Source organism: Achromobacter sp. HZ01, assembly GCF_003267925.1.
Lineage (GTDB): Bacteria > Pseudomonadota > Gammaproteobacteria > Burkholderiales > Burkholderiaceae_B > Achromobacter > Achromobacter pulmonis_A.
In genome coordinates, this window is sequence record NZ_LWKV01000004.1 from 156736 (window position 1) to 171388 (window position 14653).

Below are 14653 nucleotides of genomic sequence, written 5' to 3' on the forward strand. Positions count from 1 at the left end.
TTCCTCCTATTTGCCCGCGCTTTCCTGCCAGCGCGCCATCAGCGTGTTCGACGGCAGCGTCTCGTCGAGCAGCTTGGCCGCCGTCTCGCGGCCGGCGGTGGGCAGGCCCTTGGGGTCCAGCAGCCCCACCTGCACCATCACGCTGGCCTGGTCCCAATAGATGTGCTCGTGGTAGAGCTTGTCGCCGCGGAACTTGACGATGGCCACCAGCGGGATCTCCACGTACTTGCCCGTGGGCTTCACGCCCGGCAGCAGCCAGTCGATCTCGGTGGTGTGGGTGAAGCAGAACAGCAGCTCGTCCACGATCTGCGTGGCGCCCACCGTGCGCGACAGCGGCACCAGGCGGGTGTCGGGCGGGTTGTTGTTGACGAAGTGATGCTGGTAGAAGCGGCTCAGCTCCTTGTAGCCCACGCCGCCGGTCATGGTGGGGATATGGTTCACATAGGGCTCGGCCACCATCGTGGCCATGGTGGCCGCCACGTCGCGCGTGCCGAATTCGTATTCGCAATGCTTGTCCCACAGGTGCGAATAATCGAACTCCGGCCCGATGGCGCGCTGCAGCGCGGCCATGCTGCGCTGGTGCGCCATCAGCGCCGAGGGCTTGTCGTAGTGCTCGCCGCCGGTGCGCGCGAAGGCGTGGTCCACGCCCGGGTAGACGTACAGTTCCACGCCGGGCTTGCCGCCCAGCGCCTCCAGGATGCGCTGGCGCGCCGGCGGCGGGCAATAGCCGTCCTGCTCGGCGATGTGCAGCACCAGCCGGCCGCGCAGCCCGGCGGCCTCGTCCAGGCTCTGTTCGATGCCCACGCCGTAATAGCCCACCGCCACGTCCACGTCGAGCCTGCACGCGGCCAGATAGGCCAGCTTGCCGCCCAGGCAGTAGCCCAGCACGCCGACGCCGCCCCGCTGCTCGGGCAGATCGCGCAGCGCGGCGACGGACGAACCGATGTCGCGCAGGCCCAGTTCCACGTCGAAGCCCTGGTACAGCTCGAAGGCGCGCGGCATGTCGGCCGGGCCGTCGGTCAGCTGGATGCCGGGCTGCTGGCGCCAGAACAGGTCGGGCACCAGCACCACGTAGCCTTCCTCGGCCAGCAGCTGCGCGGCGCGGCGCATGAAGTCGTTCACCCCGAAGATCTCCTGGCACAGGACCAGGCCCGGGCCGTGCCCGCAGGCCGGCACCGCCAGATAGGCGCCGAAGGATTTGCCGTCGTGCGAGGCGACCGTCACGTCGCGCGTGGTAATGCTGGGGGTCATGCGTGTCTCCTGGTTGCGGGCATCCGCCCTACTTCATCCGGCAGGAAGCGGCGAACGGGTCGTGGTACTGGGTCAGCACCGTGCCCGACAGTTTGTTGGACAGCTTGCCGCCCGCGCCCGCCTCGACGATGCGCAGGTAGTAGTTCTGTATCGGATAGTGGTTGGTGTTGAACTTGAAATCGCCGCGCACCGACTTGAAGTCCGCGCGCCGCAAGGCCGGGCGCAGCGCGTCGGCGCCGAGCTTGCCGCCGGTCTGGCGCACCGCGCTGTCGAGCAGCATGGCCGCGTCGTAACCCTGCGAGGCGTAGAGCGTGGGGCTGCGCTTGTAGGTCTTGGTGAAATCCTCGACGAACTTGCGGTTGGCGGGATTGTCCAGTTCGGCGGCCCACTGGGCCGTGTTGCGCAGGCCCTCGATGGGCGCGCCGACCGCGGCGATGGTGTCCTCGTCGCCCGAAAAGCCCGGCGCCAGCAGCGCGATCTCCTTGCCCAGGCCCGCGCCGTTGAACTGCTTGATGAAATTCACGCCCATGCCGCCGGGCAGGAAGAAGAACACCGCGTCCGGCTTGCTGGCGCGCAGCCGAGTGATTTCCACGCCGTAGTCCAGCTGGCCGAGCTGGGTGTAGATCTCTTCGGACAGGCCGCCCTTGTACAGCCGCTTGAAGCCGTTGAGCGACTCGCGCCCGCCGGGATAGTCCGGCGCGATCAGCGCCACGCGCTTGTAGCCCTGGTCGGCGGCGTATTTGCCCATCGCGGCCGGGATGTCCTCGTTCTGCCAGGCCACGGCGAAGAAGTTGGGGTTGCAGCCTGCGCCGGCGTAGTTTTCCGGACCGGTGTTGGTGCTCAGGTAGATCGTGCCCGACTGCAGGATGGCGGGCATCACCGGCAGCAGCACGTTCGAGAACACGATGCCGGTCATCACGTCGACGCGGTCACGCTTGAGCAGGCGCTCCACCGCCTGGCGCCCGGTGTCGGCCTTCTGCTGGTCGTCGGCCACCACCACTTCCGCCTGCAGCCCGCCCAGCTTGCCGCCCGTATGCTGCAGCGCCAGATTGAAGCCGTCGCGGATCTCGTTGCCCAGCGCCGCGCCCGGCCCGGACAGCGTGGTCAGCAGGCCGATCTTGATCTGGTCGGCCGCCGACGCATGCGCCGCGGCGGCCATACAGGCCAGCGCCGCCAGCGCGCGCCGGCGCCATAGGTTTCGATTCATGAGCCACCCCGTTTTCCCCGCCGGCCGCGCCGGCGCAACGCTGACAGAAGCCGTCTGCCACGGTCCACCCTGCCGTCCTGCCAGCTTAGGCCGGCGGGCCGGGCGGCTCTATCCGATTCCTGTCAGCCTTATCCGGGATTCACTTAATTCCACGCGCGCGCGCTTTACATTACCCTGGCCGCAGATACGGGAGGGTTCCCGTGCCGGAGGCATGCATGCATGGCTGGTCCCGATCCACGCTGGCGCCCCTGTTGCAGCGGCGCGTCTTCAGCTCCACGCAGCAGGACGAGACGCGCACGCTCGTGTCCGAAGCGCTGAAGGAGCACCGCCTGACCTGGAAAGGCGGACGCGTGGACGCGCAGCTCAACCGCGCCCGCTTCGGCTCGCTGACCGTCTGTACGCTGCGCTACGGCGCCGAAGTCCACATCGAACCCGACCGCCTCCAGGACTTCATGCTGGTGCAGGTGCCGCTGCGCGGCCGCGCCTGCATCGAATGCGGCGCCGACCGCGTCGACGCCGGCCCCGACTGCGCCGCCGTCATCGCCCCCAACCGCCCGCTGCGCCTGCACTGGGAAGCCGGCTGCGAACAGCTGCTACTCAAGATTCCGCGCGGCAAGCTCGAAGCCATCGGCCTGCGCGCCTTCGGCGAAGCCGCCGCCGGCCCGCTGGACTTCGCCCCCGCGCTGCGCCTGGACACGCCCGTAGGGGCCGCCTGGTGCAGCATGGTCGCAAGCCTGATCCATCTGCTGCCCACGCTGGACGACGGCGCGCCGCGCCCGCCCGCGGCGTGGCTGGAACACCTGGAAGACACCCTGATGCTGCACCTGCTCTACAACCAGCCCAACAGCTGGCAGGCGCGCGCCGGCCTGGCTTCGGCGGTCCCCCGCCGCCTGGCCCTGGCCGAGTCCTACATGCGCGAGCACCTGTCCGCCCCCCTGACCCTGATGGACATCGCCCGCCACGCCGGCGCCAGCGCCAGCGCGCTGACGCGGCTGTTCCAGGAACACCGCGACACCACCCCCATGAACGCGCTGCGCGCGCTGCGGCTGGACACGGCCAGGCAGAAACTGAAATCCGACGCCGGCGCCAGCGTCACCGAAGTGGCGCTGGGCGTGGGCTTCGGGCACCTGGGGCGGTTTTCGGAGTATTACCGGGAACGGTTCGGGGAATTGCCGCGGGAGACGCGGCGGGTTTGAATGCCGGGGCTGGATGCCGGCTTCGCCGGCCGATGGGTTACGCGCGCTTGGCGGTTGATTTTCTATGTCGAATATCTCGCGCTGCACCCATCCTACGACGGCTAGACCGTAGGATGGGTGCAGCGCGGCAAGAACTAGCGCGCGCAACCCATCAGGCGGTGCCCATCAAGCCGGCACCACCGCCGTCACCTCGATCTCGACCTTGGCCCGGTCCTCGACCAGATCGGCCACCTCCACCGCCGTCATCGCCGGAAAGTGCCGGCCGATGTACTCCCGGTAATGCTTGCCGATGGCGGGATAGGCCGCCACATACTCGTCCTTGTCCGTCACGTACCACGTCATGCGGACGATATGCTCGGGCTTCGCGCCGCCCTCGGCCAGGATCGCGACGATGTTCGCCAGCGTCTGGCGCACCTGCTCCGCCAGGTCGTCCGACTCGAACTGCTGCTGGCCATTCCACCCCACCTGTCCGCCCACGAAAACGAGCTTGCTGCCCACCTGCATCTCGGTGAGCACACCATTCGAATAGCCCCGGGGCGCCATCCAATCCGGCGGTTGCAGAATCTTCATAACGTCATCCTATTATCAAAAAAACAAACTACAGGGCGGTCCCCGCCGCTCAGGCGGCGGGGACCAGGTAGACCTGCATCCGCTCGCGCAAGTCCGCAGGCAGCGGCATGGACTTCATCGTCCGCAAATCCACCGTCACGATCGTCAGCGTCGCCGCCAGCCGCAGCTGGCCGTCCGGGCCTTCGAACTTCACCAGCACCTTGAACGACGCCCCCCCGATGCGCTGCACCTCCAGCACCTGGCGCAGACGCTCGTGCCAGCGGCTCGGCGCGCTGAAATCGCACTGCACCGACGCCGTCGGCGTGCCGATGTGGCGCTCCACGTGCAGCGCATGAAACGGCAGCCCCATCCCCTTGTCGAACCACTCCTCGACGAAATCGTTGATCATCTCGAAATAGCGCGGATAGAACACGATGCCCGCCGGATCGCAGTGGCGGAAACGCACCTCTACCTGGCTGATGAACGGAGCTGCCATGATGTTTCCTTCCGGTCTGTTCAAGCCATCTTGCGCAGCGCGAAACGCTGCAGCTTGCCGGTCTCGGTGCGCGGCAGCGCATCCACGTACTCGATGGCGCGCGGATACTTGTAAGGCGCGATGGTGGCCTTGACGAACTGCTGCAGCGCCGTGGTGAGCTCGCCGCCGGCCTCGTAGCCCGGCTTGAGCACCACGAAAGCCTTGACCACCTGGCCGCGTTCGTCGTCCGGCGCGCCCACCACCCCGCACTCGGCCACGGCCTCGTGGCGCAGCAGCGCGTCCTCCACCTCGGGGCCGGCGATGTTGTAGCCGGCCGAGACGATCATGTCGTCATTGCGCGCCTGATAGAACAGATAGCCGTCGTCATCCTGCACGAAGGTATCGCCCGGCAGGTTCCAGCCGTCCTGCACGAAGCGCAGCTGGCGCTCGTCGGCCAGGTAGCGACATCCGGTGGGACCCTTGATCGCCAGCCGGCCCACCGTACCGTTGGGCACCGGCTGCATCTTGTCGTCCACGATGCGCGCCACATAGCCCGGCACCACGCGGCCGATGGCGCCGCGGCGCACCGACTCGGGCGGGCTGGACACGAACACGTGGATCATTTCCGTGCCGCCGATGCCGTCGATCATCTCGATGCCGGTGGCCTCTTTCCACAGCTGGCGGGTGGCGTCGGGCAACGCCTCGCCGGCCGACACGCTCTTCTTCAGCGAGGAAATATCGAACTTGCCCGCCAGCGCGGACATCTGCCGGTAGAAGGTCGGCGCGGTGAACACGATGGTGGCGCGGAAATCCTGAATCAATTGCAGCAGGCTTTCCGGCGTCAGCTTCTCGGCCAGCACGGCGCTGGCGCCTGCCCGCAGCGGGAAGCACAGCAGCCCGCCCAGGCCGAAGGTGAAGGCCAGGGGCGGCGTGCCGCAGAAAATGTCGTCCGGGCCCGGCTTGATGACGTGCCTGGGAAACAGGTCGCACATCGCCAGCACGTCGCGGTGAAAGTGCATGCAGCCCTTGGGCGCGCCCGTGGTGCCGCTGGTGAAGGCGATCAGGCAGACGTCGTCGGCGGCCGTGTCGCAGGCCTGGAAGGCGTCGTCCGGCTTGCCCGCGGCCAGCGCGTCCAGCGCGTCGGGCGCGGCATCGTTGAAATACATGACCCGCGACAGCGCCGGGCAATGGTGCTCGTGGCCGGGCTGCACGCAGAATTCGGCCTCGTCCTTCAGGCGCACGTCGCACAGCACCGCCTGCACCTGCGCCTTGTCGATGATCTGCTTGAGCTCCTTGGCGCGCAGCAGCGGCATCGTCGGCACGGTGACCAGGCCCGCCTTGATCGCGGCCAGCCAGGACGCCGCCATCATGGGGTTGTTCGGCCCGCGCAGCAGCACGCGGTTGCCGGGCACCAGCCCCATGTCCTCGACCAGCACGCGGGCGATGCGGTTGCTCAGCGCGGCCAGCTCGCGGTAGGTCATGGCGGCCGGCTTGCCGTCCTGGCGCCAGCGCAGCGCCACGCGTTCGCCATGCCCGCGGCCCACCATCGCGTCCACCAGCTCGACGGCGCAATTGAAGCGTTTGGGATAGGCCACGTCGGGACCGTCGAGCAGGAACTCGGGCCATTGTTCGGCCGGGGGCAGGTTGTCCCGGGCGAAAGTGTCGATGTGGGCGGATGCTTCCATGGAATTCCCCTTGGCGGAGCCGGTCGGCATTTTTAGGTTTTCAGCAGTTCGCGGGCGATGATCAACTTCTGCACTTCGGTGGCGCCTTCGTAGATGCGCAGCGCTCTGATTTCCCGATACAACTTCTCCACCGGCATGCCCGACACCACGCCGGCGCCGCCGAACATCTGCAGCGCGCGGTCGATGACGGTCTGGGCCGATTCGGTGGCGGTCATCTTGGCCATGGCCGCTTCGCGCGTGGTGCGCTGCTTCTGCACGTCGCGCATCCAGGCCGCGCGGTACGTCAGCAGCGCCGAGGCGTCGATGGCGGCCGCCATGTCGCCCAGCGCCGCCTGGGTCAGCTGCAGGTCGGCCAGGGTCTGGCCGAACATGCGGCGCGAGCGCGCCCGCGTCAGGGCCTCGTCCAGCGCCCGGCGCGCAAAACCCAGCGCGGCCGCGGCCACCGAGGCGCGGAAGATGTCCAGCGTCATCATGGCCAGCTTGAAGCCCTGGCCGGCGTCGCCCAGGCGCTGCGAGGCCGGGATGCGGCAGTTGTCGAACGTGATGGTGGCCAGCGGATGCGGGGCGATCAGCTCGATGCGCTCGCTGATCTCGAAGCCGGGCGTGCCGGCGTCCACCACGAAGGCGCTGATGCCGCGCGCCCCGGGCGCTTCGCCGGTGCGCGCGAACACGCAATAGAAATCGGCGATGCCGCCGTTGGAGATCCAGGTCTTGGCGCCGTTGAGCACGTAGTGGTCGCCGTCCTGGCGGGCCTCGCAGGCCAGCGCGGCCACGTCCGAGCCGGCCTCGGGCTCCGACAGCGCGAAGGCGGCGATGGCTTCGCCGCGCGCCACGCGCGGCAGGTAGCGCTGGCGCACGTCCTCAGAGCCCATCAGCGAAATCGCGCCGCTGCCCAGGCCCTGCATGGCGAAGGCGAAGTCCGCCAGCCCTTCGTGGCGGGCGAAGGTCTCGCGCAGGATGCAGACCGCGCGCGAATCCACCTCGGGCTGCGCCCCGCCCCAGGCCCCGCCGGGGCCGGCCGCCACGGCGTAGCGCAGCCAGCCGGCCTGGCCCATGGCCCGCACCAGCTTTTTGCATGCGCCGTCGGCGTCATGGTGATCCACGTCCCCCAGGGAGGCCTCGCACCAGGCGTCGGCCTCGCGCGCCAGCTTGCGGTGCGCATCGTCGAAAAACGGCCAGTCCAGCCAGCTTGCGTCGCGCATGATCAGTCCCCTTGGAATACGGGTTTCTGCTTGGCCACGAAAGCCTCGTAGGCGCGGTGGAAATCGCGCGTCTGCATGCAGATGGCCTGGGCCTCGGCTTCGGCCTCGATCGCCTCGTCCACGCCCATGTTCCATTCCTGGTGCAGCAGCTTCTTGGTCACGCCGTGGGCGAAGGTCGGACCCGCGGCCAGCTGCGCGGCCAGCGCCTGCGCGGCCTCGGCCAGCGCGCCGGACTCGTGCAGCGCGTTGAAAAATCCCCAGCTGGCGCCCTCTTCCGCGGTCATGGCGCGGCCGGTGTACAGCAGTTCCGACGCGCGGCCCTGGCCGATCATGCGCGGCAGCAGCGTGCAGGCGCCCATGTCGGCGCCGGCCAGGCCGACCCGCGTGAACAGGAAGGCGGTGCGCGCCGCCGGCGTGCCCAGGCGCATGTCGGCGGCCAGCGCGACCATCGCCCCGGCGCCGGCGCAGACGCCGTCGACCGCGGCCACGATGGGCTGCGGGCAGGCGCGCATGGCCTTGACCAGATCGCCCGTCATGCGCGTGAAGTCCAGCAGCTCGGGCATGGACATTCTGGTCAGCGGACCGATGATTTCATGCACGTCGCCGCCCGAGCAGAAGTTGCCGCCCGCGCCCGTCACCACGACCACCTTGATGTCGGTGGCGTACACCAGCGAACGGAACAGGTCGCGCAGCTCGGCGTAGGAGTCGAACGTCAGCGGGTTCTTGCGCTCCGGGCGGTTGAGGGTGATCGAGCCGATCTTGCCGTCGGCCGACACCTGCCACAGGAACGTCCTGGCCTGGTAGCCGGCCATCGGACGCTTGTGGTGCTTCATGGTGTGCTCTTCGGGCTGGGTGCTCATGGTGTCTCCATTCAGGGTTGTTCGGTGGACGCGACGCCGGCCTCAGCCGGTCATCACCTCGCCGCCGTCGACGGCGATGGCCTGGCCATTGATCGAGGCCGAGGCCGGCAGCGCCAGCCAGGCGACCGTCTCGGCCACTTCCTCGGGCTGCACCAGGCGGCCCTGCGGGTTGCGTTCGGCCAGCTTGGCGCGGGCGGCTTCGGGGCTCATGCCGGTCTTGTCGACGATGTTCGACACCGCCCCGCGCACGATGTCGGTTTCGGTGTAGCCGGGGCAGACCGCGTTGACCGTCACGCCCTTCTGCGCGGTTTCCAGCGCCAGCGAGCGGGTCAGCCCGACCACGCCATGCTTGGCCGCGCAATACGCGCTGACGTAGCCGTAGCCGATCAGGCCGGCGGTGCTGGCCACGTTGATGACCCGCCCCCATTTCTCTTTCAGCATCCCCGGCAGGGCCGCCTGGATACAGTGGAACGTGCCGGTCAGGTTGACGGCAATCATGGAATTCCACAAGGCCGCGTCGGTCCGGTCGAAGCGTTCGCTGACCGCCTGGCCGGCGTTGTTCACCAGCACCAGGACCGGCCCGAATTCGGCCTCGGCCTGGGCAAAGGCCGCGCGCACCGAGGCCTCGTCGGCGATGTCGGCGCTGACGGCCTGCACCTGGCCCATGCGGGCCAGGCCGTCGGCCGCGGCCTCCAGCGCCGCGCCGTCGCGGCCCAGCAGCGTGACGCGGGCGCCGCGCGCCAGCAGCGCGCGGGCGCAGGCCAGCCCGATGCCGCGGGCCCCGCCCGTCACCAGGGCGTGGCGCCCGGCCAGGGGAAGCGGAGTTGCGTTCATTTGATGTCCAGTTGCGCCATGGCGGCGGCGCGTTCGAAATTGGTCTCCAGCTGGCGCTTGCCGGCGAAATACTGGCTCGGCCAGCCTACGTCACGGTAGCCCACCCGCGCCGCTTCGCGCAGCGTCCAGGAGGCGTCGGCCAGATGGGGCCGCGCGAGCGCGCAGAGGTCGGCGCGCCCCGAGGCGATGATGGCGTTGGCGTGGTCGGCCTCGAAGATCGCGCCCACCGCGATGGTGGGAATGCCGGCCTCGTTGCGCACGCGGTCGGCGAACGGAGTCTGGAACATGCGGCCGTAGACCGGCTTTTCTTCCTTGCTGACCTGGCCGGAGGAGCAGTCGATCATGTCGGCGCCGGCGGCCTTGAAGTGGCGCGCGATCTCCACCGCGTCGTCGGGCGTGACGCCGCCCTCGACCCAGTCGCTGGCGGAGATCCGCACCGACATGGGCTTGTTCTCGGGCCAGACGGCGCGCACGGCGTGGAACACCTCCAGCGGGAAGCGCAGGCGGTTTTCCAGGCTGCCGCCGTATTCGTCCTCGCGGTGGTTGGTCAGCGGCGAGATGAAGCTCGACAGCAGGTAGCCGTGGGCGCAATGCAGCTCCAGCCAGTCGAAGCCGGCCTGCTCGGCGCGCCGCGCCGCGGCCACGAAGTTGTCGCGCACCTCGTCCATGTCGGCGCGGGTCATGGCGCGCGGCGTCTGCGACACGCCTTCGATGTACGGCAGCGCGGAAGCCGATATCAGCGGCCAGTTGCCCTCGGGCAGCGGATGGTCGATCTTCTGCCAGCCCAGCTGGGTGGAACCCTTGCGCCCGGCATGGCCCAGCTGCATGCCGATGCGGGCGTCGCTGTTGGCGTGCACGAAGCCGACGATGCGGGCGAACGCGTCGCGCTGCGCGTCGTTCCACAGGCCGGGGCAGCCCGGGGTGATGCGGGCGTCGGGCGAGACGCAGGTCATCTCCACCATCACCAGGCCGGCGCCTCCCATGGCGCGCGCGCCCAGGTGCACCAGGTGGAAGTCGCCCGGCACGCCGTCGGTGCAGGAATACATGGCCATGGGCGAGACCAGGATGCGGTTCTTGAGCCGCACCCCGCGCACCGTGTACGGGGTGAGCATGGGCAGGGCCGGACGCTGCCCCGGGGCCGGGGCGGCGCCCGCGTGCTCGGCGATCCAGCGCTCGAACCCTTCGAGCCAGGCCGGATCGCGCATGCGCAGGTTTTCGTGCGAGATGCGCTGCGAGCGGGTCAGCAGCGAATAGGCGAATTGTTCGGGCTCCAGGTCGGCGTAGCGGGCGACGTTCTCGAACCATTCGGTGGAGTTGCGCGCAGCGTTCTGGATCTTCAGCACCTCGACGCTGCGTACTTCCTCGTAGTGCTTCAGGCCAGCCTCCAGGCTGCCTTCGGCGCCGCTCAGGCAGCGCGCCAGCTCGATCGCGTCTTCCAGCGCCAGCTTGGTGCCGGAGCCGATCGAGAAGTGGGCGGTATGGGCGGCGTCGCCCATCAGCACCACCGGCACGCGGCGCTGGCCGCGGGCGGTCTGCAGGCTGTTCCAGTGGACCCAGGTGTTGCAGATGACGCGCGGGAAGCGGATCCAGATGGCCGAGCCGCGCAGGTGGGTGGCGTTGCTGACCAGCCGGTTGCCGTCGAGCCACGGGGCGAACAGTTTTTCGCAGTAGGCGATGCCTTCTTCCTGGCTCATCTGTTCGATGCCGGCGGCCTGCCAGGTCTCCTCGGGCGTCTCCACGATGAAGGTGGACATGCCGTTTTCGTAGCGGTAGGCGTGGGCCTGGAACCACCCGTGCTCGGTCTGGACGAAGGCGAAGGTGAAGGCGTCGAACACTTTCTTGGTGCCCAGCCAGACGAAGCGGCAGCGGCGCTGGTCGATGTCCGGGTGGAAGGTGTCGGCGTAACGGGTGCGGATGTTGCTGTTGATGCCGTCGGAGGCGATGACGAGGTCGGCGTCGTATTCGCGCGCGATGGCCTGGTCGTCCTGCACGAAGCTCTCGAATACCAGCTTGACGCCTACGTCTTCGCAGCGGGCCTGCAGGATGTTGAGCAGTTTCTTGCGGCCGATGCCGATGAAGCCGTGGCCGCTGCTGCGCATGCTGCGGCCCTTGAAGTGGATGTCGATGTCGTCCCAGTGGTTGAAGGCGTCGCCGATGGTCTGGGCGGAAACCGGGTCGGCGTCACGGAGGTTCTGCATGGTGGCGTCGGAGAACACCACGCCCCAGCCGAAGGTGTCATACGGTCGGTTGCGTTCGATCACGGTGACTTCGTTCTCGGGGTTCTGCAGTTTCATGAGCAGACCGAAATACAAACCGGCGGGGCCGCCGCCTATGCAGACTATCTTCATTGCCGTATGCGCTCCGTGATGTGCGACGGATGTCTCTGTGTTCCGCGGTCGCGGAAATTTAAACCTTGATAGTTTAGGCTTGAAATATATACCTGATGGTGGGGGTGTGCAAATGGGGAAAGTATCTAGATCGTCCTTGGCTTGGGCGGTATTAAATGGGGACGTATTTTGTGGCGGGGGTGCGGTGCTTTTTCTTGCTTGGGCCGCCCGTCGGGGCGGGCTCGTTCATCTTGGGTCGTGGCGCTGCTGCGCCTGGGATTGCGACGAGATTTGCAGGGTCGCCGTTTTCGGCCGCGCGGGCGGCCGAAAACGGCATATGCCTATGTTTGTGGCGGGCGGGGGTTCGCTTGCGCGCTTGCGCAGAGGTGCTTGCTAATGAATCTTCGGTTTTTGTGGGGGGTGATGGGCGGCGCGCGGTTGCCCGCCGCTTTGACGCTTGCCTTTTAGGACCTGCTTCGCAGCCAGTCTTCCAGATCATCCGCGGGCAGCGGCGGAGAGAACAGGAAGCCCTGGCCGGCGGCGCAGCCTTGTTCGATCAGGAAGCGGCGCTGTTCCTCGTTTTCCACGCCTTCGGCCACCACGGGCAGGCTCAGGCTTTCGCCGATGCGGATGACGGCGCTGGTCAGGGCGCGGGCGGCGTCGTCGCTTTCCAGGCCCTGGACGAAGCTGCGGTCCAGTTTGAGTTCGTCCACGATCAGGCGGCGCAGGTGGCCCAGGCTGGAATAGCCGGTGCCAAAGTCGTCCATGGACAGGCGCACGCCTAGGCGGTGCAGTTCGGCGATGGTGCGCAGCGTGCCGGCGGTGGCGTCCAGCACCACGCTTTCGGTGATTTCCAGCATCAGGTCCGCGGGGGCCAGGCCGAACTCCGTCAGGGTCAGCTCTATCATGCGCGGCAGGTTGAGGTTGTGGAAGTTGGTCGCCGACAGGTTCACCGACACCGACGGGACCTGCAGGCCCTTGCCGCGCCAGATCGCCAGTTGCGAGCAGGCCTCGCGCAGGGCCCAGTCGCCCAGGTCGCCGATCAGGCCGCATTCCTCGGCCAGGGGCACGAAGCGCGCGGGGGAGATGTCGCCCAGGTTCGGGTGGCGCCAGCGGGCCAGCGCCTCCACCCCGTAGAGCGCGCCGTTTTTCAGGCCGACCTGGGGCTGGTAGTGCAGGCGCAGCGCCTTTTCTTCGAGCGCGTCGCGCAGGGCCGCTTCCAGCGCCAGGCGTTCCTGGGCCTGGCGGTTCATTTCGGCGCTGAAGAAGGAGATGCGGTTGCGTCCGGCCGTCTTGGCCTGGTACATCGCCATGTCGGCATGGCGCAGCAGCGTGTCCATGTCGCGGCCGTTCTCGGGGAACACGCTGATGCCGATGCTGACCGACGGGTTCAGCGTGATGCCGCCGACCGAGAACGGCTGGGCCAGCGTCACCAGCACCTGTTCGGCGGCGGCGGTCAGGCGGCCGTGCTCGAAGTCGGGCATCAGCATCACGAACTCGTCGCCGGACAGCCTGCCGACGATGTCGCTGGGGCGCACCAGCCGGCGCAGGCGCTGGGCCACGTCGCGCAGCAGCGCGTCGCCCACCGGGTGGCCGAGCGTGTCGTTGACCTGTTTGAAGCGGTCCAGGTCCAGGAACAGCACCGCCACGCGCTTGCGTTCCGGTTCGGCGCGCGCGATGGCCTGTTCGGACTGCGCCAGCAGCAGGTTGCGGTTGGGCAGGCCGGTCAGTTCGTCGTAGAACGCCAGTTGGCGGATGCGGGCGCGGGCCTCTTCGCGTTCCAGCGCGAGCGCGCACAGGTAGACGCATACGTCCACCAGCCGGTGGTGGAAATCGTCGGGCAGGCGGCGTTCGCGGAAATAGAAGGCGAAGGTGCCGATCACGCGGCCGTCGCTGGACTTGATGGGCGAGGACCAGCAGGCCTTGATGTCCTCGGGCAGCGGCAGGTCGCGGTAGCCGTCCCACAGCGGATCGGTGGAGATGTCCGGCACGATGACCGGCCGGCCGAGAAAGGCCGCGGTGCCGCAGGCGCCGGCCTGCGGGCCGATGGCCGCGCCGTCGAGCGCGTCGGTGTAGGCGGCCGGCAGGCTGGGCGCGGCCAGCGGACGCAGCAGGCCGCCCTCGTCCACGCGCAGCACGCAGGCCACCAGCTCCGGGGCCAGGCGCTCGACCTCGCGGCACACCATGTTCATGACCTCGACCACGGAGGCCTCGTTCACCATGGCCTGCAGCACGCGGCGCTGCAGCACCTCGTGCACCTTGGTGGGCGTGATGTCGGTCAGCACGTCGACGATATTGACCAGCGCGCCGCGGTCATCGAATACGGAGTTGGCCATCACCGACACCCACATCGGCCGCCCTACCCGGTCGTAGACCAGCACGTCCTTGTGGTAGCCGTCGCGGCAGGCGATGCGGCGCGCCAGCTCTTCGCGCGTGCCGCCGTCCTGGCGTCCGCCCGACAGCAGCTCGCCCAGCTCCTGGGCCACCGCGTCGCCGCGGGAGAACCCCAGCATGCGCTTGAAGCCGTCGTTGACATACACGATGCGGCCGTCGCGGCCCGACACGGCGACGGCGTTGCCGGTCTCGTTGATGCCCAGCAGCAGCAGGCGGATCTCTTCCTGGCGCTCGGCGTCGGCGATGGAGCGCCGCGAAATGACGGAAATCCGGGCGACCTCGCCGTCCTGGCCGGGGATCGGCAGGTAGGTGGCCTCGATCCACAGGAAACCGCCCTGCTTGCAGCGGTAGCGGCAGGTGCCCGAGAAGTGCCGGCCGCCCAGCAGGCGCGCCCAGATCTGTTCGCCGCCGACGATGCCCTTGCCCTCGTCCATGCTGTCGCACAGCATGTCGTGGCGCAGGCCGGGGACTTCGGCGCGGTCATGGCCCACCGCGGCGAGGAAGTTTTCGTTCGCGTTCAGCAGGGCGCCGGCCGGATCGAAATCGAACAGCAGCAGCGCCCGATCCATCGAAGTCAGGTAATGGTCCGTGCTCCAGGCGGCGCCTCGCTGCTGCTCTCGGGAAACGCCTGGATTGGATTCAAGCATAAGGGGCTCCATGCCGGATAGCGGCT

The 14653-nt window shown here is 68.4% G+C and carries 11 protein-coding genes; 1 reads left to right on the forward strand and 10 read right to left on the reverse strand.

Annotated elements, in window-relative coordinates:
• Window positions 1-6: 6 nt before the first annotated feature.
• Window positions 7-1251 (reverse strand): dienelactone hydrolase family protein, encoded by a 1245-nt coding sequence (locus A6B37_RS20310; RefSeq protein WP_102775737.1) that lies wholly within the window; start codon window positions 1249-1251, stop codon window positions 7-9.
• Window positions 1252-1279: 28 nt separating this feature from the next.
• Complete coding sequence (locus tag A6B37_RS20315) at window positions 1280-2458, reverse strand: ABC transporter substrate-binding protein (RefSeq protein ID WP_111826758.1); 1179 nt, start codon at window positions 2456-2458, stop codon at window positions 1280-1282.
• A 215-nt stretch (window positions 2459-2673) separates the two neighbouring features.
• Between A6B37_RS20315 and A6B37_RS20320 the strand changes: the two genes are divergently transcribed.
• A complete protein-coding gene (locus tag A6B37_RS20320) occupies window positions 2674-3654 on the forward strand; it encodes an AraC family transcriptional regulator (protein ID WP_102775735.1) in 981 nt (326 codons plus the stop codon).
• 165 nt (window positions 3655-3819) lie between these two features.
• On the opposite strand, the gene A6B37_RS20325 is transcribed toward A6B37_RS20320, so the two are convergent.
• The 8 genes from A6B37_RS20325 to A6B37_RS20360 all read right to left on the reverse strand — a co-directional run bounded on the left by A6B37_RS20325 (window position 3820) and on the right by A6B37_RS20360 (window position 14627).
• On the reverse strand, window positions 3820-4224 hold the full coding sequence (locus tag A6B37_RS20325; RefSeq protein ID WP_102775734.1) for a RidA family protein: 405 nt from the start codon (window positions 4222-4224) through the stop codon (window positions 3820-3822).
• 49 nt (window positions 4225-4273) lie between these two features.
• Complete coding sequence (locus A6B37_RS20330; protein ID WP_111826759.1) at window positions 4274-4699, reverse strand: acyl-CoA thioesterase; 426 nt, start codon at window positions 4697-4699, stop codon at window positions 4274-4276.
• Window positions 4700-4719: 20 nt separating this feature from the next.
• Window positions 4720-6363, reverse strand: coding sequence for an AMP-binding protein (locus tag A6B37_RS20335; RefSeq protein WP_111826968.1), 1644 nt, complete (start codon window positions 6361-6363; stop codon window positions 4720-4722).
• A 32-nt stretch (window positions 6364-6395) separates the two neighbouring features.
• On the reverse strand, window positions 6396-7565 hold the full coding sequence (locus tag A6B37_RS20340) for an acyl-CoA dehydrogenase family protein (RefSeq protein WP_111826760.1): 1170 nt from the start codon (window positions 7563-7565) through the stop codon (window positions 6396-6398).
• Window positions 7566-7567: 2 nt separating this feature from the next.
• A complete protein-coding gene (locus A6B37_RS20345; RefSeq protein WP_111826761.1) occupies window positions 7568-8425 on the reverse strand; it encodes an enoyl-CoA hydratase family protein in 858 nt (285 codons plus the stop codon).
• 42 nt (window positions 8426-8467) lie between these two features.
• Window positions 8468-9259 carry an SDR family NAD(P)-dependent oxidoreductase gene (locus tag A6B37_RS20350; RefSeq protein WP_111826762.1) on the reverse strand — a complete coding sequence of 264 codons (792 nt, stop codon included), beginning with the start codon at window positions 9257-9259 and terminating at the stop codon, window positions 8468-8470.
• Entirely contained in the window at window positions 9256-11607 is a 2352-nt protein-coding gene (locus A6B37_RS20355; protein WP_111826763.1) for a bifunctional salicylyl-CoA 5-hydroxylase/oxidoreductase, read from the reverse strand. Before A6B37_RS20355 ends, A6B37_RS20350 begins: the two co-directional genes overlap by 4 nt.
• Window positions 11608-12050: 443 nt before the next feature.
• Entirely contained in the window at window positions 12051-14627 is a 2577-nt protein-coding gene (locus A6B37_RS20360) for an EAL domain-containing protein (protein WP_246842529.1), read from the reverse strand.
• Window positions 14628-14653: the final 26 nt, after the last annotated feature.

Coding starts and splice junctions, on each gene's coding strand:
- A6B37_RS20355 (WP_111826763.1), bottom strand. CDS start 11,607: ATGAAGATAGTCTGCATAGGCGGCGGCCCCGCCGGTTTGTATTTCGGT.
- A6B37_RS20325 (WP_102775734.1), bottom strand. CDS start 4,224: ATGAAGATTCTGCAACCGCCGGATTGGATGGCGCCCCGGGGCTATTCG.
- A6B37_RS20310 (WP_102775737.1), bottom strand. CDS start 1,251: ATGACCCCCAGCATTACCACGCGCGACGTGACGGTCGCCTCGCACGAC.
- A6B37_RS20315 (WP_111826758.1), bottom strand. CDS start 2,458: ATGAATCGAAACCTATGGCGCCGGCGCGCGCTGGCGGCGCTGGCCTGT.
- A6B37_RS20360 (WP_246842529.1), bottom strand. CDS start 14,627: ATGCTTGAATCCAATCCAGGCGTTTCCCGAGAGCAGCAGCGAGGCGCC.
- A6B37_RS20320 (WP_102775735.1), top strand. CDS start 2,674: ATGCATGGCTGGTCCCGATCCACGCTGGCGCCCCTGTTGCAGCGGCGC.
- A6B37_RS20350 (WP_111826762.1), bottom strand. CDS start 9,259: ATGAACGCAACTCCGCTTCCCCTGGCCGGGCGCCACGCCCTGGTGACG.
- A6B37_RS20340 (WP_111826760.1), bottom strand. CDS start 7,565: ATGCGCGACGCAAGCTGGCTGGACTGGCCGTTTTTCGACGATGCGCAC.
- A6B37_RS20335 (WP_111826968.1), bottom strand. CDS start 6,363: ATGGAAGCATCCGCCCACATCGACACTTTCGCCCGGGACAACCTGCCC.
- A6B37_RS20330 (WP_111826759.1), bottom strand. CDS start 4,699: ATGGCAGCTCCGTTCATCAGCCAGGTAGAGGTGCGTTTCCGCCACTGC.
- A6B37_RS20345 (WP_111826761.1), bottom strand. CDS start 8,425: ATGAGCACCCAGCCCGAAGAGCACACCATGAAGCACCACAAGCGTCCG.